16 protein-coding genes are annotated in these 22,611 nt (G+C 62.1%); 9 read left to right on the forward strand and 7 right to left on the reverse strand.

Annotated elements, in window-relative coordinates; genetic code table 11:
* Positions 1 to 138: 138 nt before the first annotated feature.
* Together NKH73_RS25555 and NKH73_RS25560 are read right to left on the reverse strand one after the other, a co-directional pair.
* Positions 139 to 1,425, reverse strand: a complete 1,287-nt coding sequence (locus NKH73_RS25555) for an NAD(P)/FAD-dependent oxidoreductase (RefSeq protein ID WP_352937113.1) — start codon at positions 1,423 to 1,425, stop codon at positions 139 to 141.
* A gap of 145 nt (positions 1,426 to 1,570) precedes the next feature.
* A complete protein-coding gene (locus NKH73_RS25560) occupies positions 1,571 to 3,007 on the reverse strand; it encodes a glutamine synthetase family protein (RefSeq protein ID WP_352937114.1) in 1,437 nt (478 codons plus the stop codon).
* Positions 3,008 to 3,157: 150 nt separating this feature from the next.
* Here NKH73_RS25560 and NKH73_RS25565 point away from each other — a divergent pair, with 150 nt between their 5' ends.
* Positions 3,158 to 3,874 carry an HAD family hydrolase gene (locus NKH73_RS25565; protein WP_352937227.1) on the forward strand — a complete coding sequence of 239 codons (717 nt, stop codon included), beginning with the start codon at positions 3,158 to 3,160 and terminating at the stop codon, positions 3,872 to 3,874.
* A gap of 28 nt (positions 3,875 to 3,902) precedes the next feature.
* On the opposite strand, the gene NKH73_RS25570 is transcribed toward NKH73_RS25565, so the two are convergent.
* The 3 genes from NKH73_RS25570 to aceA all read right to left on the reverse strand — a co-directional run bounded on the left by NKH73_RS25570 (position 3,903) and on the right by aceA (position 6,196).
* On the reverse strand, positions 3,903 to 4,301 hold the full coding sequence (locus tag NKH73_RS25570) for a response regulator (RefSeq protein ID WP_352937115.1): 399 nt from the start codon (positions 4,299 to 4,301) through the stop codon (positions 3,903 to 3,905).
* A 299-nt stretch (positions 4,302 to 4,600) separates the two neighbouring features.
* A complete protein-coding gene (locus tag NKH73_RS25575; protein ID WP_126043653.1) occupies positions 4,601 to 4,843 on the reverse strand; it encodes an SMc00767 family acetate metabolism repressor in 243 nt (80 codons plus the stop codon).
* Positions 4,844 to 4,906: 63 nt separating this feature from the next.
* Positions 4,907 to 6,196, reverse strand: a complete 1,290-nt coding sequence (gene aceA / locus NKH73_RS25580) for an isocitrate lyase (RefSeq protein WP_352937116.1) — start codon at positions 6,194 to 6,196, stop codon at positions 4,907 to 4,909.
* Positions 6,197 to 6,430: 234 nt separating this feature from the next.
* Between aceA and NKH73_RS25585 the strand changes: the two genes are divergently transcribed.
* The 6 genes from NKH73_RS25585 to NKH73_RS25610 all read left to right on the forward strand — a co-directional run bounded on the left by NKH73_RS25585 (position 6,431) and on the right by NKH73_RS25610 (position 13,449).
* Positions 6,431 to 7,885 carry a helix-turn-helix domain-containing protein gene (locus NKH73_RS25585; protein WP_352937118.1) on the forward strand — a complete coding sequence of 485 codons (1,455 nt, stop codon included), beginning with the start codon at positions 6,431 to 6,433 and terminating at the stop codon, positions 7,883 to 7,885.
* 148 nt (positions 7,886 to 8,033) lie between these two features.
* A complete protein-coding gene (locus NKH73_RS25590) occupies positions 8,034 to 8,981 on the forward strand; it encodes a DMT family transporter (protein WP_352937120.1) in 948 nt (315 codons plus the stop codon).
* Between the two features lie 357 nt (positions 8,982 to 9,338).
* Positions 9,339 to 10,436 carry a polyamine ABC transporter substrate-binding protein gene (locus NKH73_RS25595; RefSeq protein ID WP_352937122.1) on the forward strand — a complete coding sequence of 366 codons (1,098 nt, stop codon included), beginning with the start codon at positions 9,339 to 9,341 and terminating at the stop codon, positions 10,434 to 10,436.
* Positions 10,437 to 10,510: 74 nt separating this feature from the next.
* Positions 10,511 to 11,650 carry an ABC transporter ATP-binding protein gene (locus NKH73_RS25600; RefSeq protein ID WP_352937124.1) on the forward strand — a complete coding sequence of 380 codons (1,140 nt, stop codon included), beginning with the start codon at positions 10,511 to 10,513 and terminating at the stop codon, positions 11,648 to 11,650.
* Between the two features lie 9 nt (positions 11,651 to 11,659).
* Complete coding sequence (locus tag NKH73_RS25605; protein ID WP_352937126.1) at positions 11,660 to 12,634, forward strand: ABC transporter permease subunit; 975 nt, start codon at positions 11,660 to 11,662, stop codon at positions 12,632 to 12,634.
* On the forward strand, positions 12,631 to 13,449 hold the full coding sequence (locus NKH73_RS25610) for an ABC transporter permease (protein WP_352937128.1): 819 nt from the start codon (positions 12,631 to 12,633) through the stop codon (positions 13,447 to 13,449). Before NKH73_RS25605 ends, NKH73_RS25610 begins: the two co-directional genes overlap by 4 nt.
* Before the next feature lie 64 nt (positions 13,450 to 13,513).
* On the opposite strand, the gene NKH73_RS25615 is transcribed toward NKH73_RS25610, so the two are convergent.
* Entirely contained in the window at positions 13,514 to 15,364 is a 1,851-nt protein-coding gene (locus NKH73_RS25615; RefSeq protein WP_352937130.1) for an AsmA family protein, read from the reverse strand.
* A gap of 182 nt (positions 15,365 to 15,546) precedes the next feature.
* Here NKH73_RS25615 and NKH73_RS25620 point away from each other — a divergent pair, with 182 nt between their 5' ends.
* On the forward strand, positions 15,547 to 17,505 hold the full coding sequence (locus tag NKH73_RS25620) for an acetoacetate--CoA ligase (RefSeq protein WP_352937132.1): 1,959 nt from the start codon (positions 15,547 to 15,549) through the stop codon (positions 17,503 to 17,505).
* A 370-nt stretch (positions 17,506 to 17,875) separates the two neighbouring features.
* Here NKH73_RS25620 and NKH73_RS25625 read toward each other — a convergent pair whose 3' ends face one another.
* A complete protein-coding gene (locus tag NKH73_RS25625) occupies positions 17,876 to 21,535 on the reverse strand; it encodes a PAS domain S-box protein (RefSeq protein ID WP_352937133.1) in 3,660 nt (1,219 codons plus the stop codon).
* Between the two features lie 266 nt (positions 21,536 to 21,801).
* Between NKH73_RS25625 and NKH73_RS25630 the strand changes: the two genes are divergently transcribed.
* Positions 21,802 to 22,260, forward strand: coding sequence for a phasin (locus NKH73_RS25630; protein ID WP_352937135.1), 459 nt, complete (start codon positions 21,802 to 21,804; stop codon positions 22,258 to 22,260).
* Positions 22,261 to 22,611: the final 351 nt, after the last annotated feature.

Below are 22,611 nucleotides of genomic sequence, written 5' to 3' on the forward strand. Positions count from 1 at the left end.
CCCAGAACCAAAAGCGGGCAGGCCCGCAAAATTCCCAGTTCAACTGTCCCACGGCGCTCATCTGTTGCCCGCGATTGTGGCATCACTGCGCCCTCGCAAGGGATTCTGCACGCTTGCAAGGGATTATGCAACCTGTGGTTAGATCCGGTCCCTCAAGGCATACCAGTTGAGCGCCAGAAAGAGCAGCGGAGCGCGGAAGCGTCGGCCACCGGGAAAGGCCGGAATTTTCAGATCCTCGATCAGCCTCAGCCGGTCCCGGTTGCCGGCAACGGTTTCTGCATAGAGCTTGCCGAAAAAGTTCGACAGCATGACGCCATGACCGGAATAACCACCAACCGAGATCACATTGGGCATCACCTCGCGCACGAACGGTTTTCTCGGCATGGTGATACCGACATAGCCGCCCCAGCCATGGGAGATTTCTACGTCCCCGAGCTCAGGGTAAAGCTCGGCGATCTGCCGGCGGATATGGACATGGATGTCTTTCGGATCGTTGACGGCATAGATCTCGCGTCCGCCAAACAGCAGCCGTCCATCCGTCGATTTGCGGAAGTAGCGCACGACGAAGCGGGAATCATGGACCGCCTCACCGCCCGGCAATACGTTTGAATCCGGCCCCAGCGGCACTGTCGCGCCGATGAAGGAGCCGATCGGCATGATGTGCGCGGCACTGACCGGCTCGATCGTGCCGCCATGGGCGTTGACGCCGATCAAGCATTTCTCGGCTGATATCGTGCCTTTCGGCGTCGTGACCTTCACCTTGCCGCCGAGTGACGCGATGCCGGTCGCCGGCGTCTGTTCGAATAGATGGGCGCCTGCCTGCGCCGCCACTTTTGCCGTACCGATCACCAGCTTCAGTGGATGGATGTGCCCGGTTCCGGTGTCGCGGGTGCCGCCGAAGTAGCGCGTCGAGCCCAACCGCTGCGCCGTCTCCTTCGCGTCCATGAAGGTGATGTGCGGATAGCCGAAACGGTTCGCCATGATTTCGGCATGCGCCTTGTAGTCGTCGACGTACCGCTGCTTGTGCGCCACCGACATCTGGCCGGGCATGTAGTCGATCTCGATCTTGTTGACGGCGGCGAATTCGAGGAGATGCGTTTTGGCCTCTTCGGCGAGGTCGAACAGCGCCTTGGCACGGGAAAAGCCGTACTCCGCTTCCAGTTCCTCGGCCCAGGCGCGCTGGCCGGTGCCGAGCTGGCCGCCATTGCGGCCCGATGCGCCGTCGCCGAAACGATGCGCTTCGATCAGCACGACATTGCTGCCGGCGTTGGCGAGGTGCACCGCCGCCGACAGTCCGGTAAAGCCGCCGCCGACGATGACGACGTCGCATGTCCGGTCGCCATCGAGCGGCTGGTACTCGGGCCGCGGGCCGGCCGTGTCCTCATACCAGGAGCGGCCGGGGGAGATTGGGGATTGGTAAGTCATGGCGCCGCCTTTCGGCGGCGGTGAATGGTGAATAGTGAATGGTGAATGGAAAACGGTGGGATGACTCGTATGCCGTCACTTATCTCAACTACCATCAAGGCCATTCACTATTCACCATTCACTATTCACACGACGAAGTCGCCACTCACACATTTAGCAACAGATACTCCCGTTCCCACGGGCTGATCACTTCCATGAAAGTCTCGAATTCAGCCCGCTTGATGGCAGCATAGGTCGCGGCAAACGACTTGCCGAGCAGCGCGCAGAGTTCCTCGTCGGCTTCGAGCAGGTCGACGGCTTCGAGCAGGCTGCGCGGCAGGTCGATCTCGGCTTCGTTGGCGGTGGTCAGAACCGGCGGTTCCGCCTTGATCTTGTTGGTCATGCCGATCAGCCCGCAGGCGAGCGACGCGGCCAGCGCCAGATAGGGATTGGCGTCGGAGGAGGGGATGCGGTTCTCGACGCGCCTGGCTGCCGGGTCGGAGCGCGGAACGCGAAAGGCGGTGGTGCGGTTGTCGTAGCCCCATTTGTTGTTGACCGGCGCCGAAGCCGACTGGGTCAGCCGGCGGTAGGAATTGACATAGGGCGCGAACATCACCAGCGCGTTCGGCACGTGTTTTTGCATGCCGCCGATGAAGTGAAAGAAGGCCTCGGTTTCCGAGCCGTCCTCGGCCGAAAAGACATTCTTGCCGGTCTTCTTGTCGATGATCGACTGGTGGATATGCATGGCCGACCCGGGCTGCCCCTGGATCGGCTTGGCCATGAAGGTGGCATAGATATCGTGCTTCAGCGCCGCCTCGCGGATGGTGCGCTTGAACATGAACACCTGGTCGGCGAGTTCGATCGGATCGCCGTGGCGCAGATTGATCTCAAGCTGGCCGGCGCCCTCCTCATGGATCAGCGTATCGATCTCCAGGCCCTGGCTTTCGGAGAAATGGTAGATGTCGTCGATCAGTTCGTCGAACTCGTTGACGCCGGCGATGGAATAGCCGGCGCCGCCGCCGATCGCCCGTCCCGAACGCCCGACCGGCGGCGTCAGCGGATAGTCCGGATCGGGATTCTTGCGCACCAGGTAGAACTCGATCTCGGGTGCCACCACCGGCTTCAGCCCGCGCTTGTCGTAAGCTGCAAGCACGCGCTTCAGCACGTTGCGCGGCGTGAACTCGACCGAGCGGCCGTCCTGGTGGACGAGGTCGCAGATGACCGCCGCCGTCGGATCCTCTTCCCACGGCACCACGGTCAGTGTCGAAAGGTCCGGCATAAGCTTGAGGTCGCCGTCGTCCTCCGGATAGTGGAAGCCATTGCCGTCCTCCGGATAGCCGCCGGAGATCGTTGTCATGAACACCGCCGAGGGCAGCGCCAGCGAGGTGTTGGAGGTGAATTTCTTTGACGGCATCATCTTGCCGCGCGCAACACCCGCCTGGTCGGGCGTGATGCATTCGATATCCTCGATGCCGCGCCACTCCAGCCAGGCGCTGACTTCTTTCCAGTTCTTCACGCCACGCTGATTTTTCACGAAAGCAGGCGTGCGGATACGTCCTCCGCGGCTCGACGGACGGACTTCCTTTTTTGCAGGCGGCATCATTCACCAGATTGGGTTGCGGATTTGGGAGTATAGCCGTGGCCGGTGATGGAAGGGAAGGGGAGCCGGCCCTGCGTTCGCCTGACCAATTGAAAACCGCTCCAGGCAGCTTAGGTTCGACGAAAGTCAATGAACTCGGTTGAAGACGTCGAAATGCAGAACAATCATGAATTGACCACGATCGGCTTTGATGCCGACGACACGCTCTGGCAGAACGAGCAGTTCTTTCGCATTACCGAGAGGCGCTTTGCCGCGCTGCTTGCCGACCATGCCGAGGAGAGGCACATCTCGGCAAGATTGCTGGAGGCGGAGAAGCGCAACCTCGCCGTTTACGGCTTCGGCATCAAGGGATTTACCCTGTCGATGATCGAAACGGCGATCGAGATTACCGAGGGCCGCGCGCCGGCCTCGGTCATTGCCGAAATTCTTGCTGCGGGCCGCGAGATGCTCGGCCATCCGATCGAGCCGCTGCCCCATGCGCGCGAAACCGTGGAAAAGCTGGCGAGCGCATATCGCCTGGTGCTGATCACCAAGGGCGACCTCTTCGATCAGGAGCGCAAGCTGGCGCAATCGGGCCTCGGTGATATGTTCGACGCCGTCGAGATCGTCAGCGACAAGAGCGCGGCCACCTATGCCAGGATCTTCAGCCGCCACGGCGATGGCCCGGAAAAAAGCATGATGGTCGGCAACTCGCTCAAGTCGGACGTGGTGCCGGCGATCGAGGCCGGCAGTTGGGGCATTCACGTGCCGCATGAACTGACCTGGGTGCTGGAACATGTCGAGCCGCCGGTCACCGCGCCTCGCTTCCGCCAGATAGCCGATCTCTCGGAATTGCCCCGGCTGATCGAAGCTATCGGCAAAGCCCGTTGATCGCGTGTCGGCGTCGGCCTGACGCCGACTACTTACGTCCCAGTCCAATTAGATGGTCGATCACCGGCTGCAGCCGTTCCGTCGTGATCGGCTTGACGACCACTGCATCGACGACGCTCGACAGGCCCAGACTCTCCGGCGTGCCATTCTTGGTCGAGAGCAGGATCACTGGGGGACGCGATGTGCCCGAGGTGCGCCGCAGCGCATCGATGCCCGGCATCAGCGCATCGCAGTCCTTATTGTCCGCTCCGCCATCGAGGACGACAGCTCCGGGAATGAGCGATCGCAACGTCGTTGCTGCCGCCTCGGGCGATTCCGAGATCGGCTTGAGCCCGGATCGTTCGACGATTTTCGAAACCACAACCCGGTTGACCGGCGATTTTCCAACGACGAGCACGCGGCTGAAGTCGGCGAGCACGGATCCCATATTCCTTTCCCCTAAACTCGGGTGCTTTGCAGTTTTGGATTCGCGGTTCACGGGGCGCATGAGCGGGACGGGCACTCGTCTGGTTTCAATGCAGGGTTGAAACTTACAGACAATTGCCGCGAGATCGCTGCCTATGTCAAGCTGAAATGGCGGACGTCGAGAATATGGCTAGAAACGCTAAAGTTTAAAGAAAGTTCTATTTTCTCCCTATACGCAAACCGGCCGTGCAAACGCAAATCACCTGCGCAGAGACTGCGCAGGTGATGCCGGATCCACAAACAGGCTTGGTCGGATGACGGTCAGCCGAGGCTCCGTTGCGTGACGATCACCGGGATCAGCAGATCGCCCCAGTTGCCGTCGCCGCCATGGTGCCGTGCCGAGCGCACGAGTTCCACCGACACGCCGGCCTCGACCGCCTTCATCACCGACTGGTTGAGCCTGTGCAGGTCGTTCGCCAGCATGCGGATGGTCGCTTGCTGGTCGACGTTCATGGTGGTGGCCTGTTCTTCGGCCCGTTCCTTGACGCGGCTTATCGATGCCATTGGTCTTCTCCTTCAGCCTATTTATACCCCTTGGGGGCGTTACCTCTGTTCGTTGCTTTGCTGCTATTCCGCCGCCGGTTTGAACTGGGCGTGCTCGGTCGATTCGTGCATGGCCGTGGTCGAAGACCGGCCACCGGTGATCGCCATCGACACGGCGTCGAAATAGCCGGTGCCGACTTCGCGCTGGTGCTTGGTCGCGGTGTAGCCATGGGCTTCCGCCGCGAATTCAGCCTCCTGCAACTCGGAATAAGCCGCCATCTGCCGCGTCTTGTAGCCGCGGGCGAGTTCGAACATGCCGAAGTTGAGCTGGTGGAAACCAGCCAGCGTGATGAACTGAAACTTGTAGCCCATGGCGCCGAGTTCCCTCTGGAATTTGGCGATCGTGGCGTCGTCGAGGTTCTTCTTCCAGTTGAACGACGGCGAGCAATTATAGGCGAGAAGCTTGCCGGGATGATGCCTGTGCACGCCCTCGGCGAACTTCTTGGCCTGCGCCAGATCGGGCTTGGAGGTTTCGCACCAGATCAGGTCGGCGTGTGGCGCGTAGGCGACGGCCCGCGCGATGCAAGGCTCGATGCCGTTCCTGACCTGGTAGAAGCCCTCCACCGTGCGGCCCGCGTCATAGTCGACGAAGGGCTGATCGCGCTCGTCGATGTCGGAGGTGAGCAGCTTTGCCGCTTCCGCGTCGGTGCGCGCCACGACCAGCGTCGGCGTGCCCATGACGTCGGCGGCAAGCCGCGCGGCGTTGAGGTTGCGGATATGGGCGGCGGTCGGGATCAGCACCTTGCCGCCGAGATGGCCGCATTTCTTTTCCGATGCCAGCTGGTCTTCGTAGTGGACACCGGCCGCACCCGCCTCGATGAAGGCCTTCATGATCTCGAAGGCATTGAGCGGTCCGCCGAAGCCAGCTTCCGCGTCGGCAACGATCGGCGCGAACCAGGTATCGACCGAAAGCCCCTTGCCTTCGGAGGTCTCGATCTGGTCTGCGCGCTGCAGCGTACGGTTGATGCGCTTGACCAGTTCTGGCGCTGCATTGGCGGGATAGAGCGACTGGTCCGGATACATGGCCGACGCAGTGTTGGCGTCGGCGGCGACCTGCCACCCGGACAGGTAGATCGCCTTCAGCCCGGCTCGGACCTGCTGCATCGCCTGGTTACCCGACATGGCGCCGAGCGCGTTGACGAAATCCTCCTCGTGGATGAGTTGCCAAAGCCGGTTGGCGCCCATTTCGGCGAGGCTCTGCCGGATCTGGACCGAGCCGCGCAGCCGTTTCACATCGTCCGGCGAATAGGGCCGCTCGATGCCGTCGAAGCGACCTTCCGGCGCCGAGGGGACGAGGTTGTAAAAATCAGTCATTGGTCACTCCGGATAAATTGCTGCAGGGCAGAGGCGAGGCTATTGCGCCGTTTTGGTGTGACAGAATTTACATCTCGGCGCGAAACAGGCGAGAAAAACCGTACGGTTGGCTGAGAAATAAGGGAAAACCTGTGTTGCGTTTGACAGCCCGGCGCTGTAAATTTGTCATGATTGTAAAAACCAGTACGGCGTCGTCGTGCAGAAGCAATGTCAATTTCTGTCAAGGATAGCCGAGTGGCCGATCATAAGATTTTCGCCGGGCCGCGCATCCGCCGCATTCGCAGCACCAAGGGCCTGACCCAGACGGCGATGGCCGAAGGGCTCGGCATCTCGCCGTCCTATCTCAATCTCATCGAGCGCAACCAGCGGCCGCTGACGGTCCAGCTGATCCTGAAGCTGGCATCTGTCTACAAGGTCGACCCGCATGAATTGCAGGGCGAGGCGAGGGGGTCGGTCGCCGCTCTGAAGGAAGTGTTTTCAGATCCGCTGCTGGTCGGCGAATTGCCTGGTGACCAGGAGCTGATCGAGCTTGCCGAGGCGGCGCCCAATGCTTCCGCCGCGGTGATAAAACTGTTTCGCGCCTACCGCGAGCAGGCCGAGCGGCTTTCCGACCTCAACCAGCTCCTTGCACGTGAGGGCAAAGCGACGGCGCTTTCCGGCGCCCGCTTGCCGATCGACGAGGTGCACGAGATTTTCGAGCGTCGGCCGAACCATTTTGCCGCGATCGAAGAGGAGGCCGAGGCATTCACGTCGGTGCTCGATCCCGGCGACGATCTGCTCGGTGCGCTGAAGGCCTGGCTGAAACGCGAATACGGCATCGTCGTCAAGGTGCTGCCGGTCGCCACCATGCCGAACTGGCGCCGCCGTTACGACCGTCACTCGCAGCGCCTGTTTCTGTCCGAGCGCCTGTCGCCATTCGACCAGTTGCGCGAGGTGGCGATGGAGGCCTGCCTGATCCGCATGACCGTCGCGGTGGCAAGCGAGATCCAGGCGCTGAAGCTGACCTCGGATGAGGCCCGCCGGCTCGCCCGCTTCGAGCTTGGCCGCTACGCCGCCCACGCGCTGATGATGCCCTACCAGCCCTTTCACGCAGCCGCGATACGCGCCCGGTACGACATCGACGTGCTGCGTTCGCGTTTCGGCGTTTCCTTCGAGCAGGCGGCCAACCGCCTGACCATGCTGCAGCGGCCGGGCACGCCGGGCGTACCGTTTTTCATGATCGAGGTCGACAATGCCGGCAACCGCTTCCGCAAGGCGGGAAGCCAGGGTTTTCCGCAGAGCCGCTTCGGCGGCGGCTGTCCCAAGCTTCCCGTGCATGCCGCCTTCACCCAGCCCGGCCAGATTTTCGTCGAGGCGGTGGAAATGCCCGATGGCGCCGAGTTCCTCTGCGCCGCCCGCACGCTCGAAGGGCCGCAAGGCTCGTTTTCCGAGCGCCCGCGCCGTACCGCACTTCTGCTCGGCTGCGACATCGGCTTTCGCGACGAGATCGTCTATGGCGCGGCACTGGCGGCACCGGCTGCCGCAGCGGCCGGAAAAGCCGGACGGAGCATCAATCCGGCCACGCCGATAGGTCCAGCCTGCCGGCTGTGCGAACGCATCGGCTGCCTCGCCCGCGCCGAGCCGCCGGTGACGCGCCCGCTCGGCCTCGACGAGATGGTGACCGGCTTGAGCGCCTTCGATTTTCAATGAGGCCCCGGCGGGCGACCTGCTATCTTTGCCACAACCGTCGCCGTCCGGTGGACCACGCTCAGCCGCTGCCTTTGCGCTACGCGAATGAAGCACGTTCTTGTCGTCCGTTGCACGTCGTGCCGCCCAGAAATCGCCGACAGTCGCGCCCATGACCGATACCGCATCATCACCGATTGCGCCTGTTGTCTCGCCGCGTGACGAGCGTGTCGGCTTCCTGTTGATATTCCTGTCGGCGCTGATGTGGAGTTTCGGCGGCGCCATCGCCCGTTTCATCGAAGCGGGCGACAGCTGGACGGTGGTGTTCTGGCGATCGGTCTGGGCCGCCGCCTTCCTGATCTGTTTCATGATCTGGCGCGACGGCTGGCACGGCACGGCGAGGTTGTTCCGCGGCATGGGCCTGCCCGGCCTTGCCGTGGCGTTCTGCTTTGCCACCGCATCGACTTGCTTCGTCGTGGCGCTTGCCTACACCACCGTCGCCAACATTCTTTTGATGCAGGCCGGCGTGCCGCTCTTGGCGGCGCTGTTTGCCTGGGTGGTATTTCGCGAACGGGTCGCGGTGGCGACCTGGGTAGCGATTGCCGCCGTCATTGCCGGCGTTGCCATCATGGTATCGGAATCGCTCGATGGCGCGGTATCGCCCATCGGCGACGGCTTGGCGCTGCTCATCGCTGTGATGTTTTCGATCGCCACCGTCATCACGCGACGCTTTGCCCATGTGCGCATGACGCCGGCGACCTGCCTCGGCACGATGCTTGCTGCCGCATTCGCCGCGTCCCAGACATCGCAATTCGCGGTTTCCGGCAGCGACATGGGTTTCCTGTTTGCATTCGGCGTGGTCAATCTGGGTCTCGGCCTTGCCTTCTTCGCCACCGGTGCCCGGCTTGTTCCGGCGGCGGTCGCGGCACTCCTCGGCACCTTCGAACCGATCCTCGGCCCGATCTGGGTCTGGCTCGTCCATTCCGAGGTGCCGTCGGGGCGCACCATCCTTGGCGGCACTGTTGTGGTCACGGCGCTGCTCGTCCATATCGGGCTCGAATTCAAGCGTCAGGCGCGGCCAGTGCGGCCGGGTGTCACCGGCATGCCGTCGCCCAATTGATGCGGCGCACGCGCCAAAGCCAGATGAGCCATTGACAATGGCTTGGCCGCACGGGCAGGTTGCCAATACGGCAACAACAAGACAGGCGTATCTTGCCAAGTCTCCCCTCCGGCCTGATCGAGACCGGACAACATCGTTGTATTCCTGCCCGCGCCGTGGCGAGAGCCTCTGACGGCGTCGGAACGCCATCTGGATCACGACATCGGAACGGAGGCCATGGCCACTGCACATCGAAGCGCCGGGGTGTCGGCGGTTCGCTCTTGTCGCTTGCCGGAAAGCCCAATAATCTGAAGCAAACGCCCAGCCGCGCAGCCCCGCGACGAGCTGGCGATGGAACACTCATCAAAGGAGAGACGCATGACCCGCAAAGCGTTCTGGCTTTCGGCGACCTCGGCATTTCTGACGCTTTTCACCCTCGGCGCTCATGCCCAGGACCGCGTCGTCAATGTCTATAACTGGTCGGATTACATCGACAGCTCGATCATCGAGGATTTCACCAAGGAAACCGGCATCAAGGTCACCTACGACACCTTCGATTCCAATGAGCTCCTGGAGACGAAGCTGCTTGCCGGCGGCAGCGGCTACGACGTCGTCGTGCCGACCGCCAATTTCCTCGCACGCCAGATCCAGGCAAGTGTGTTCCAGAAGCTCGACAAGTCGAAGCTGCCCAACATTTCCAACATGTGGGACATCGTCTCGGAGCGCACAGCCAAATACGATCCAGGCAATGAATATTCGATCAACTACATGTGGGGCACGGTCGGCCTCGGTTATAACGTCAAGAAAGTTCAGGAAGCGCTCGGCACTGACAAGATCGACAGCTGGGACGTTTTCTTCAATCCGGAAAAGCTGGCCAAGCTGAAGGATTGCGGCGTCTATGTCCTGGATTCCCCGAGCGACATCCTCCCAAACGCTTTCAAATATCTGGGCATCGATCCCGAGACCACGTCGCTGGACGATTTCTCCAAGGCGGAAGAACTGATGCTGAAGATCAGGCCTTACATCCGCAAGTTCCACTCGTCGGAATATATCAACGCATTGGCCAATGGCGACATTTGTCTGGCCGTCGGCTGGTCGGGCGACGTGTTCCAGGCGCGCGACCGCGCGACCGAGGCTAACCAGGGCGTCGAGATCAGCTATTCCGTGCCAAAGGAAGGTGCCGAAATGTGGTTCGACCAGATGGCAATCCCTGCCGATGCGCCGCATGTCGCCGAGGCGCATGAATTCCTGAACTACATGATGAAGCCGGAAGTGATCGCCAAATCGAGCAACTACGTCTTCTACGCCAACGGCAACAAGGCGTCGCAGCAGTTCATCAATAAGGAGATACTCGAGGACCCGGCGATCTACCCGGACGAGGCGACGCTGGCGAAGCTGTTCACCATTGCACCATACGATTCCAAGACCCAGCGCGTCGTCACCCGCACCTGGACCAGGATCGTCACCGGGCAATAAGCGACGATCAAGGACCCCGGCACAGCGTGCCCGGGTCAATCTTTTCAGGGGATAGAATCAGGACGGAGTGGGACATGAAATCGCTTGGCAGCATCCGCAGGGATTTCGCGCCATGGAACGATCCGAACGCCAAGCCATACATCCAGTTCGACAAGGTCACCAAGAAGTTCGGTGACTTCACCGCCGTCAACAATTTGTCGCTGAACATTTTCGAGCGTGAGTTCTTTGCCCTGCTCGGGGCGTCGGGCTGTGGAAAATCGACGCTTCTGCGGATGCTCGCCGGCTTCGAGGAGCCGACTGCGGGCCGCATCCTGCTCGATGGCCAGGATCTGCGCGGGATTCCGCCATATCGGCGGCCGGTCAACATGATGTTCCAGTCCTATGCGCTGTTCCCGCATATGACGGTCGAAAACAACATCGCTTTCGGCCTCAAGCAGGACGGCATGCCGAAGCCCGAGATCGCAGCGCGCGTTGGAGAGATGCTGAAGCTGGTCAAGCTCGAGCAGTTCGCCAAGCGAAAGCCGCACCAACTCTCCGGCGGTCAGCGCCAGCGCGTCGCGCTTGCCCGCTCGGTCGCCAAAAGGCCGAAGGTGCTGCTGCTCGATGAGCCATTGGGCGCGCTGGACAAGAAGCTGCGCGAGGAAACACAGTTCGAGTTGATGGATCTGCAGCAGTCACTCGGCCTCACCTTCGTCGTCGTCACCCACGACCAGGAAGAGGCGATGACAATGGCCGACCGCATCGCCATCATCGACAAGGGCGAGGTGATGCAGGTGGCGACGCCGGCGGAAGTCTACGAAGCGCCGGGTTCCCGCTTCGTCGCCGGGTTTGTCGGCAACGTCAACATGTTCGAAGGCAAGCTCGCGCGTGGCGAGGCCGGTGCCGCAAGCATCGACGCGGGCAACGGCATCACCATCCGAACCGAGAATGCCGGCAATGCCGCCACCGGCGCGGCCGTCGCCTTCGCCATCAGGCCGGAGAAGATCAAGATATCGTCGAAGAAGCCGGCCGGTGCCGTCAACGCCATCGAAGGCGAGGTCTACGATATCGCCTATCTCGGCGACATGACCGTCTATCACGTCAGGCTCGACGACGGTCACGTGGTGCGGGCGAGCACGATGAACGCAGCCCGCATCACCGAGGATCCGCTGAGCTGGAACGACCGTGCCTGGGTGTCGTTCCAGCCGGACGCCGGCGTCGTGCTGACGCGATAGGGGACGGTCATGTCGAATGCCGCTGTCACCGCTGCAGCAAGCTCTCAGACCACCGATGCTGGCAACTCCGCCCTGGTCAGATTGAGTGCCGCCTTCATTGGCCGTCTCGTCATCATCATCCCGTATCTCTGGCTGGTCTTCTTCTTCCTCGTTCCGTTCGTCATCGTCTTCAAGATTTCACTGTCGCAGACCGCGATCGCCATACCGCCTTACACGCCGGTGCTTGGCTTCGGCGACGGGTTTTCCGGTTTTCTCGCCCAGCTGAAACAGCTCAGCATCGATAACTACACTTGGCTGACGCAGGATGCGCTGTACTTCAATGCCTATGTGACGAGCCTCATCGTCGCCGCCATCTCGACGGCGCTGACATTGCTTGTCGGCTACCCGATCGCCTATGGCATGGCCCGCGCGCCGGCAACCCTTCGTCCGACTTTGCTGATGCTGGTGATCCTGCCGTTCTGGACCTCGTTCCTGATCCGCGTCTACGCCTGGATCGGCATTCTCAAGCCCGAGGGGCTGCTCAACCAGTTGCTGCTCGCCACCGGCATCATCAGCCAGCCGCTGATCATCCTCAACACCTACACTGCGATCTTCATCGGCATCGTCTATTCCTACCTGCCGTTCATGGTGCTGCCGCTCTATTCGTCCTTGGAAAAGATGGATTACTCGCTGATCGAAGCGGCCAAGGACCTCGGCTGCCCGCCGACCAGCGCCTTCTGGAAGATCACCTTTCCGCTGTCGCTGCCCGGCGTCATCGCCGGCTGCCTTCTGGTGTTCATCCCCGCCGTCGGCGAATTCGTCATTCCCGATCTGCTCGGCGGGTCGCAGACGCTGATGATCGGCAAAACGCTGTGGAACGAGTTTTTCGCCAACCGCGACTGGCCGGTGTCGTCAGCCGTCGCCGTCATCCTGCTGTTGCTGCTGATCGTGCCGATCATGCTCTTCCAGCGTGCCCAGGCCCGCGCCCAGGAACAAGACAAATGAATCCGACCTGGAGCCGTTTCAACATCACTTCGATCGTGCTGGGCTTTGCCTTTCTTTACCTGCCGATCGTCCTGCTTGTCGTCTTCTCCTTCAACGAGTCGAAACTGGTCACTGTCTGGGGCGGCTTCTCGACCAAATGGTACGTCTCCCTGTTCCACAACCAGGGCCTGATGGACGCCACCTGGGTGACAGCCCGCGTCGCCGTCATCTCGGCCACCGTGGCGACCGTGCTTGGCACGCTGGCGGCTCTCACCTTGACGCGCTACACGCGCTTCAAGGGCCGCATGCTGTTTTCCGGCATGGTCTTTGCGCCACTGGTCATGCCGGAAGTCATCACCGGCCTGTCGCTGCTGCTGCTCTTCGTCGCCGTCGGTCTCGATCGCGGCTTTCTCACCGTCACGCTTGCCCACATCACCCTGACCATGTGCTTCGTCGCCGTCGTCGTGCAGTCGCGCCTGGTCACGTTTGACCGCTCGCTGGAAGAAGCCGCGATGGACCTCGGCGCGCCGCCGGTGAAGACGTTTTTCCAGATCACGCTGCCCATCATCATGCCGGCGATCGTGTCCGGGTGGATGCTGGCTTTCACATTGTCGCTCGACGATCTTGTCATCGCCAGTTTCACCTCAGGGCCTGGCGCCACCACACTGCCGATGAAGATCTACAGCCAGGTTCGTCTCGGTGTGACGCCGGAGATCAACGCCGCCTGCACCATTCTGATCGCGGTCGTGGCGGTCGGGGTCATCATCGCTTCGCTCGCCAACAAGCGTCGCGAAGTCCAACGCCGGCGCGACGAGCAGGCTGCTCAGCGGGGGTGACGAACGGGCGGCGGCAGCAAACGCCGGCAGGAAGCACTTCTGACGACCACAGCAGCCTCGCTGCCTATTCTCCGGAAACGCCGCGGCTTATCGGCGAAATGAACGGCGTGCTCCACGTTCCACCGACGAAGAACGAAGACTGGTTGGGACCCTGGTTATTTGTCTGCGTGGCTGCCTGGTCCGCCTGAATGATGCCGCCGGACAGCGCCAGCCCGCGCCCCGCATAGGAGGCGATGCCGGAAAGCCAGACCTTGTACTTAGCCGAATTCGCTTCGGCCTTGTCGATCTTCGCCACGCCGTTCGAAATGCTTGCCTTGAGTTCGGCTCCGTCGATCGGCAGCGTTCCGTCGGAGACATCGTCGAGCGCGAAGAACCCACCCTGTTCGCTGTGTTTGAGAAACGCCGGCAGATCGAGCCGGCTCAACGCGCCCTGGCCGAATTTCGCCGAAACCGAGCCGTCGGCGTTTTCGAAAATAGAGTCCCAGGTTCTGCCCGGCCCCTTGAGGATGACCGAAACGGTTCCCCTACCGATCGGTACCAGTCGCGTCATTCCGGCTGCGGTGCCAAAGGCGCCGCCGTCGACGTCGGAGGCGAGCAGCCTGATCTCGACCTGCGTGCCTCCCGGCTTGCGGTCGAAACGAAGACTGCTCTGGATGTTGCCGCCAAAGGCCGATGCATCCGAAATATCGAAGACCGCAAGACCGTTCTTGACCTGGGCGGTGGCGGCGACGTTGGCAAGCTGGATGGCCCCTGCGGTCGCCTGCGCTGCCGACAATCTGAGATCGAGATTGATCCGGTCGGCGACGCTTATGTCGATTTCGCCGGGGCCGGTACCGTTTGTAGGCGCCAGGGGCGTAAAGGCGGAGAGAAACGACCGCAAGTCGAGCGTGTCGAAGGCGAGCGTACCGGCGATCACCGGCCGCGCCTCGCCAAAGGAGAAGTCCAGCGCACCCATTCCCGGATTGTCGTCCAGGGCGATCTCGGTGTTTTCGAATTTAATGCGGCCGGAGGTCGCCGTGACTTTGCTGGAAACGGAAACCGAGCCGATTGCCGCGCCAGGCGCTATGCCGGCCTGCGACCATTCGAGCACGCGCCTGAGCGAGGGTGCGGCAAATTTCGCCTGTCCGTCGAAATAGGCGTTCTCGGACATGCTGGCCACGCCGTCGAATGAAAAAGTGGCAGGGGCCGCCTTGAAGGAAAGCGTCATCGGCGCAGCACCTCCCGCAAACAACACCAGCGGGTTCGACGATGCTGCATCGACGGCGACGCTTTCGCCGCGCCAGATCCCGGTCGCCGACAGCGTCGCATTGCTGTTCATTGCGGCCCAGTTCGCCTGTCCGCTCAAGCTGCTCACTATCTCAGTGTCTTTGCCATCGACGGCGGTCACCACGCGGCCGTTCCTTAACTCCACGGTGCCGAACGGATCTGCCGGCAGCTTGCTCAGGTCCGGTTTGGCTGGATTGGTGCTGACCACGGCGCGAGCGGTGTCGATGGAACGCGTGATGCGCCCGCCCGAAGGCAGGGCGGGTATGAAAAGCCCATTTGCTGCGCGTTGAACCCTGATCGTCGGCCGGATCAGCCGCGCCGTCGAGAACACCACGTCGCCACGCAGCGCGGCCATGGCGGAGAGATTGACCTCGACCCGTTCGGCCTCGATCACCGGCGGCGCGTCGGTCTCTGTCCATTGGGAAAGCGTCACGTCGGTCAGGATGGCCCGGAAATTCGGCCAGACCTCGATCCGCGGTGCGCCGTCGATGGTGACCCGGAAACCGCTCCACGCACTCATTTCCCAGGCGATGCGATCGCGCACGATGCGGGTCGAGGCAACGAGCGGCAAGGCAGCGACGGCCAGCGCGATGACGAGCACGGCAACGCCGATCGCCCATATTCCGCGCCGGATCAAAGGTGATGGCATGTCGCCCCGTATGCTTCCATTCCGACAAAAATAGCCCGACGGGTGTAACCCACGGCTGACGCATTTCAAGTCTTTATGGCCCAGCGATGGCATTTGCGCACATCCACGTCGCTCGGCCGAACAAAATCTTGCTCTGCTGCGCTGCGATATGCATAAGCGGTGGTGACCGCGGAGGAACTATCATGGCTGGCGACGCACCGCTCTGGGCACCGACGAAAGACCAGGTCGACGCCGCGCCGATGACCGCCTTCATGAAGGCCGCCACTGCCGGAACTGGCAAGGTTTTTTCCTCCTATGCCGATCTACATCGTTGGTCGATCGACGATCGCGAGGCGTTCTGGAGCCTGGTCTGGGATTTTTGTGGGGTCGTTGGCGACAAGGGAGAGCGCGTGCTCGTCGATGGCGAGAAGATGCCCGGCGCCGCGTTTTTTCCCGACGCGAAGCTGAACTTCGCCGAGAACCTCCTGAAGAAGACCGGCCTCAGCGATGCTATCGTCTTTCGCGGCGAGGACAAGGTGGAGCGCCGGCTCTCCTGGAATGAGCTGCATGCGCTGACCTCGCGGCTGCAGCAGCTTTTCCTGTCGCTTGGGGTGAAAATCGGCGATCGCATCGCCGCCATGATGCCCAACATGCCGGAGACCGTCGCCGCCATGCTGGCAACAGCTTCGATCGGCGCTGTCTGGTCTTCCTGTTCTCCCGATTTCGGCGAACAGGGCGTGCTCGACCGGTTCGGCCAGATCGAGCCGGTCGTCTTCATCGCGCCCGACGGCTATTGGTACAATGGCAAGGCGATCGAGGTCGCCGACAAGATCGCCGCCGTTGCGACAAAGCTTCCTACCGTGCGCAAGATCCTGATCGTCGACTATCTCGGAACGTCGACGGACGTGGCGGCGACCATCGAGAAGGCGACTGCGCTGGACGAGGCGCTCTCATCCGTCGCGGCCAAGGCGGTCACGTTCGAGAGATTGCCGTTCGCGCATCCGCTCTACATCCTGTTTTCTTCCGGAACGACCGGCATCCCCAAATGCATCGTCCATTCGGCCGGCGGAACGCTGATCCAGCACGTCAAGGAAGAACGGCTCCATGCCGGCCTGCTCGACGGCGACCGCTTCTTCTATTTCACCACTTGCGGCTGGATGATGTGGAACTGGCTGGTGTCCGGCCTGGCGTCGGGCGCAACCCTTCTGCTCTATGATGGCTCGCCCTTCCACCCCGACGGCAACGTGCTGTTCGATTTTGCCGACGCCGAGAAAATGACCTATTTCGGCACCTCGGCCAAATTCATCGATTCCGTGCGCAAGGCCGGGCTCAAACCGATCCGCACGCATGATCTTTCCACCGTGCGCACGATCTCCTCCACCGGCTCGCCACTGTCGCCGGAAGATTTCCGCTTCGTCTATGACGGCATCAAAAAAGACGTGCATCTCGCCTCGATCTCCGGCGGCACCGACATCGTCTCCTGCTTCGTGCTCGGCGTGCCGACGCAACCGGTATGGACCGGAGAGATCCAGGGGCCTGGCCTCGGCCTCGCCGTCGATGTCTGGGACGACGATGGCCGCCCGCTCAGGCAGGAGAAGGGTGAGCTCGTCTGCACAAAGGCTTTTCCGGCAATGCCGATCGGCTTCTGGAACGATCCCGAAGGCAAGAAATACCACGCTGCCTATTTCGAGCGCTTCGACAATGTCTGGTGCCATGGCGACTTCGCCGAATGGACCGCCCATGGCGGCCTGATCATCCATGGCCGGTCCGACGCGACCCTCAACCCGGGCGGCGTGCGGATCGGCACGGCGGAGATCTACAATCAGGTTGAGCAAATGCCGGAAATCCTGGAAGCGCTGTGCATCGGCCAGGATTTCGACAACGATGTGCGCGTTGTGCTGTTCGTGCGGCTGGCTGCGGGCGTTGAACTCGACGCCGAGCTGGAAAAACGCATCCGGGCGAAAATCCGCAGTGGGGCGAGCCCTCGCCACGTGCCGGCCAGGATCGTCGCCGTCACCGATATTCCGCGCACCAAATCGGGCAAGATCACCGAGCTTGCGGTGCGCGACATGGTGCATGGCCGCGCCATCAAGAACAAGGAGGCGCTCGCCAACCCCGAAGCGCTGGAGCTGTTCCGCGATTTGCCGGAATTGGCCGACTAAGCAAACGGAACGGCGCCGCCATTCGAGTTGATGGGCGCCGGGCGAGCATGGTTAACCAAATATCTCGCTCGAATTTACCTAGATTTCATGAGTGGTACACATTGGTAAATTTTCGGCGCCGCTGGTAAGGTTTTGTTAACGGCCGGCGTCGATAGTCGTGCGTAACTTGAGGGAGAAATCCCGTTCCTCTAAATCCCCAGAGGATCTGAATTCGCTCAAGCCCCGTTGTGACAGCAATCCCATTATTCAAGGCGTCCTGTTGGACGCCTTTTCTTTTAGAGCATCGGACCCAAAAGGGGCCGGTTTTGGGAGAATCCGATGCTCAAACAAAGATCAAGCGGCGACAGGTTCGACTGGAAAGTCCGCCGCCCTAATCCGCAAGCACGCGGGTTGACGGAAACGCGACTTCGACCAGAGTGCCCTCGCCAGGCGTCGAGTTGATGGCGAACCGGGCCCGGTTGGCCTCGACCATGGCCTTGGTCAACGGCAGCCCGAGACCGGTGCCGTCGCCGCGCCCGCGCTTCAGAGCGTTGATCTGCTTGAACGGCTTAAGCGCCTGCTCGATCTCGGACTGGCTCATGCCGATGCCGGTGTCGCGCACCCGCATCACGACGTCGCCGGAGATCTCATAGGCTGTCGATACGATCACCTGGCCGCCGGCCTGCGTGTAGCGGATGGCATTCGACAGGATATTCAACGCGATCTGGCGCACGCTGCGCAGGTCAGCCACCACTTCCGGCAGTCGAGAGGCGAAGCTGGAGCGGATGATGACCCGTTCGCGGTTGGCTTGCGGCTGCATCATCGCCACCGTCTCGGCCAGCGTGTCGTTGAGCGACACCGCCTCATAGGCCATCTCCTGCTGGCCGGCCTCGATTTTCGAGATGTCGAGCAGGTCGTTCACCAAGTCGAGCACGTGGTTGCCCGACCGGTTGATGTCGCGCAGATAGTCGCGGTAGCGGTCATTGGCGACCGGCCCGAATTTCTCGTCGACCATCAACTCGGAAAATCCGATGATGGCGTTGAGCGGGGTGCGGATCTCGTGGCTGATGCGGGCGAGGAACTCGGTCTTCTGCGAGGAGGCGCGCTCGGCCACTGCACGCGCCTGGGTCAGATCCTCTTCGGCTCGCTTCCACTGGGTGATGTCGCGCACCACCGCACAGAACCCGCTGTCATTGGGCAGTCTGCCGATGGTCATGAACAGCGGAATGAAGCGCCCCTGCGCCTCGCGTCCGATCACCTCGCGGCCGTCGTTGAGTACGCTCGCCACGCCGGGCTCGGACAATCCGTCGAGATAGTCGCGCGCCGCGCGCTGGCTTTCGATCGCAAACAGCGAAAAGAAGGGTTTGCCGGTCACCTCGTCGCTGTCGAAACCGAACAGCGCTTCCGCCGGGCGGCTGATCGAGCGGATCGTTCCGTCACGGCCGATCAGCACGACCCCGTCGGTCGCGGTGTCTATGATGGTGCGCATCTCGGCGATGCGCGCCTTGAGCTCGGAAATATCGGGCTGGGTCTGGTCGTCGGCGGCGCCCTGCGGAACAGCTGTTGCCTCGTCGCCGGACCGGCGCACGACCAGCATCAGCGCCTTGCCGCCACGCCACGGTACCGAGCGCAGAATAGCCTCGATCGGGAACTCCTGACCGTCATGCGTCTTCAACCGCAGCGCGTGATCTGTTCCGTCGGAGGCTTTGTCGTCGTAAGGATCGGCAAACAGCGCGCCGAGACCACCTGCGGCCTCAAGATCATTGAGCGTGTCATAGCCGGTCAGGTTGAGGAATTCCTCGTTCGCATAATGGAGATCGTCGCCGGAATGGATGAGCAGGGGCACCGGCAGCTTGCCGAGGATCGAAGTGTCGGGAGCGTTGTTGCCATCCGCTGTCGAAAAAGCCGATGGCACGAACCCTTCGAGCTTGAGCGGCGGCACCTGCGGGGATGGCCGCTCGACAGGCGCCGGCTCCGCGTCACCGGCATTGCCAATGTCATCGGCTGACGAACGGCTTTCATCCTCGTCGGATGGCGCCCAGTCCTCGCTGTCTTCCGCATCGCGGAAATCGGCAGCCGTCATGCTGTCGTCGTCTTCGGCCGTCGGCCGATCGTCCGTATCGGCGGGTTCGGTGATCTCTTGCGCCGCCTTGTCCGGCTCCGAAACCGGGGCACCGTCGCCATTGTCGGCGACATAGTCCCGCTCGGCGTAGTCGAGCAGCGAGCCTGAGATGTTGGACCTGGTTGCTTCCGGCTGCTCGCCGTCGAGCCTTGCGACATCCTTCTCGTCTTCGGCATCGGTCGGTTCGGCCGCTGCCGTTTCTGCCGACGTTGCAGCATCGGGCTGTTCGGTCGAGGGATTGTCCTTCTTGAGCCGCTCGCCGATCTCACGGAATGCACTGCGTTCCAGCGTCGACAGGCCTTTGTCGTTGGCGGGCTGCCTGTGCTCGGCCAGCCGGATCACCTTGTCGGCAAAGCGCCGCTCCGGCTTCGGCACGATGGTCAGCGCCGGCACCTCGCCCTGGAACGGGTCGGTTTCATCAGGCGTCTCGGCGACTTCCGGCTCGACGGCTGCGGGGGCCTCCGCATTGGGGATAAGCGCCATGCCGATCGCTTCCGGATCGACCACCGCATCGCCGATGCGGGCCACGCCGAAACCGCGAAAACCTTCGAAGGCACGGCTGCGGCTGTAGACAGGCAGTGCGGCCAGGTCGACGGGTATCTTGAAATCGGTGCCGGCAACAGGCCATAGCACCGAGCGGCCGGACCAGGTGTCGCGCCGGTCGAGCAGGCCGGCGATCTCCCCTGAAGCATCGAGGTCGAAGGTGGCCGCGACGTCGCTGAAGCGCCGGCCGATCACATCGGCGGCAGGCTTGCCGACGAGCTCCGCGAATTCCGGCGACAGGGCACTGAATTTTCCTTCAGCGTCGGTACGCCAGACGAAACGCAGGGGCGCCGCCCCTCGGTCAATCGAGAGGATTGCACGCTCAGTCGGGGAGGCGGCGGCGCCCTGTGTGGTACGTTCCGCCGGCGCATCCGCCTGGACATGCCCGGTCGCATCCGGTCGGCCCGGCTTTTGCGTTTCATCCTCGCTGGCACTGAAATACCAATGATCATGCTGCGCGGGCGCTCTGCCGGCCGGGGCGCTGGCGCTATCGGCCGCTTCCGGCCTCAGCCCGGTCGCATCGGGCCGGGTCGAATCGGAAACGTCATGCTCTCCAGACACCGAAGTGTCTTCTCCGGCTGCCGGGCCTGTCTCCGCTGCCGCATCCGCCTTCGCGGCTGTTGCCGGCGCATTGTCCTGTTCTGCTTTTTTCCGGAACGCGGCATCGTGTGCTGCCGCACCGGTGCCGGTTTCCATCGCCGTGATGTCCTCGCCGTCGGCGTCAAGCTGGTCCTCGTCGATCACCACCAGCAGGTGCCGCTCCTCCGTCAGCCGGGCGAGACCGGCCGGATAGGAAGTGGTGCCGCCTGGAACGAGGCGTTTGACGATGCGATCGCTCTCGTTCGCCACATCGGCCACAAGCGCTGCCAGCGTCTCGGGCAAGATGCCGAGCGCCGAAAAACCTTCCGAAGCGGCCTCGATGTTGCCCTTGGCGTCGACGAAGGCGATGAAATGACCGTCTTCGGTAAAGCCGCTGATGGCCCGATCGGCGATCTCGGCAGCGCTGCGCGAGCCGGTCTGTGCCGCCGGCACCGCCAGCATGATCGCGTTTTCGCCGTCAGGCATCGTCACCGCGCTGGCCAGCAAGCCAACCGCGCGGCTGGTCAGGCCGGTTGCCAGCCGCACCGTGATGGCGCGGTCGCGGCCGATCTGTGGAAAACCGCTTGTCGCCATGATCTGGCGCCTGGCGATCAGCGGCAGCCCTGTCGAGGCGCCGATGATGGCCTCGATGTCGGGGTAGCCGAACACCGCCGCTCCTGGCCCGTTTGCCCAGATCACCTGTTCGAGGTCTGCCGACAGAAGGACGATCGCGTCGCCGGCGGCAAAGCGCTGGCGGATCGTGTCGAGCACGGCAACATCGAGGAAGGAGTAGTTTTCGGACGGCATGCGCTTGGCGGACCTCTTGGCGAATCCTCACGGAACGGGCAGTTTTCCGGTTAACGTTTTGTTAATAAAAGCCGATAGCGCGAAGGTCCACAAGCCACAGCGTGCAACCGCTGGAATCTCTGGGCTCGTGGTTAACGCAGGGAAAGAATTTTATGGTGCACTGCAACAAAGATATTGCAATGCACAAAATTTGCCTTTATATTGCCATCATACATGAACGAGACGGCTTTCTGTCAAAGCCGCCGCCGCCGCCCAAAGGATGGAAAATGTCCAGGACCAAGACTGCCGAAACGATCGAAAACGTTGAATTCCCGAGCTTCGACGCCTCCAAGGCCACCGACCAGATCCGTGCTTTCGCCGAAAAGGGCGTCGAGCAGTCGAAAGAGGCCTATGCCAAGCTGAAGACCGGCGCAGAAGAGACCCAGAAGGCTCTGGAGTCGACTTTCGAGACCGCCAAGACCGTTTCCAACGACTTGTCGCTCAAGACCATCGCCGCTCTGCGCGCCAATACCGAAGCCGGCTTCTCGCATTTCGAAGCCCTGATCGGCGCCAAGTCGCTGTCGGAAGTGGTCGAGCTGCAGACAGCATTCCTGCGCAAGCACGTCGAGATGGCCGTCGAGCAGGCAAAGGATTTCCAGACCGTCACCTCCAAGGCGGCCGAGGACGTCTCCAAGCCGATGAAGACCGCCTTCGAGAAGGCGATGAAGGAAATTAAGGCCGCCTAATATTTGCGCATACTTTGAAGATGCAACAAAACGTCGCATTTCTTCGGAAGAGATTATGTGAGATATAGTGGTCAAAGCGAATACCCGGCGGGTGGAACCTCCTCCCTCTGCTCTCCGGGGTGACCAGCCAGCACCTCCTCCCGCTGGCTCGTAACAGGAAAAGGCCGGCACCTCCTCCCGCCGGCCTTTTTCTTTGCCCGGCGAAAAAAGCGGCGATCTTTGCCTACAGCGCCGCGCGTCCTCCTGGGCGCGCAAAGGACGCTGTAGAACTTTCGATTTCGCGCGTGATCATTTCGGAAAATCGGTTCTGATTTCGGGGCACGGGCGGCCAAAAGCCTTGAATTAAACTCC

Source organism: Mesorhizobium sp. M0938 (genome assembly GCF_040319125.1).
Taxonomy (GTDB): Bacteria; Pseudomonadota; Alphaproteobacteria; order Rhizobiales; family Rhizobiaceae; genus Mesorhizobium; species Mesorhizobium robiniae.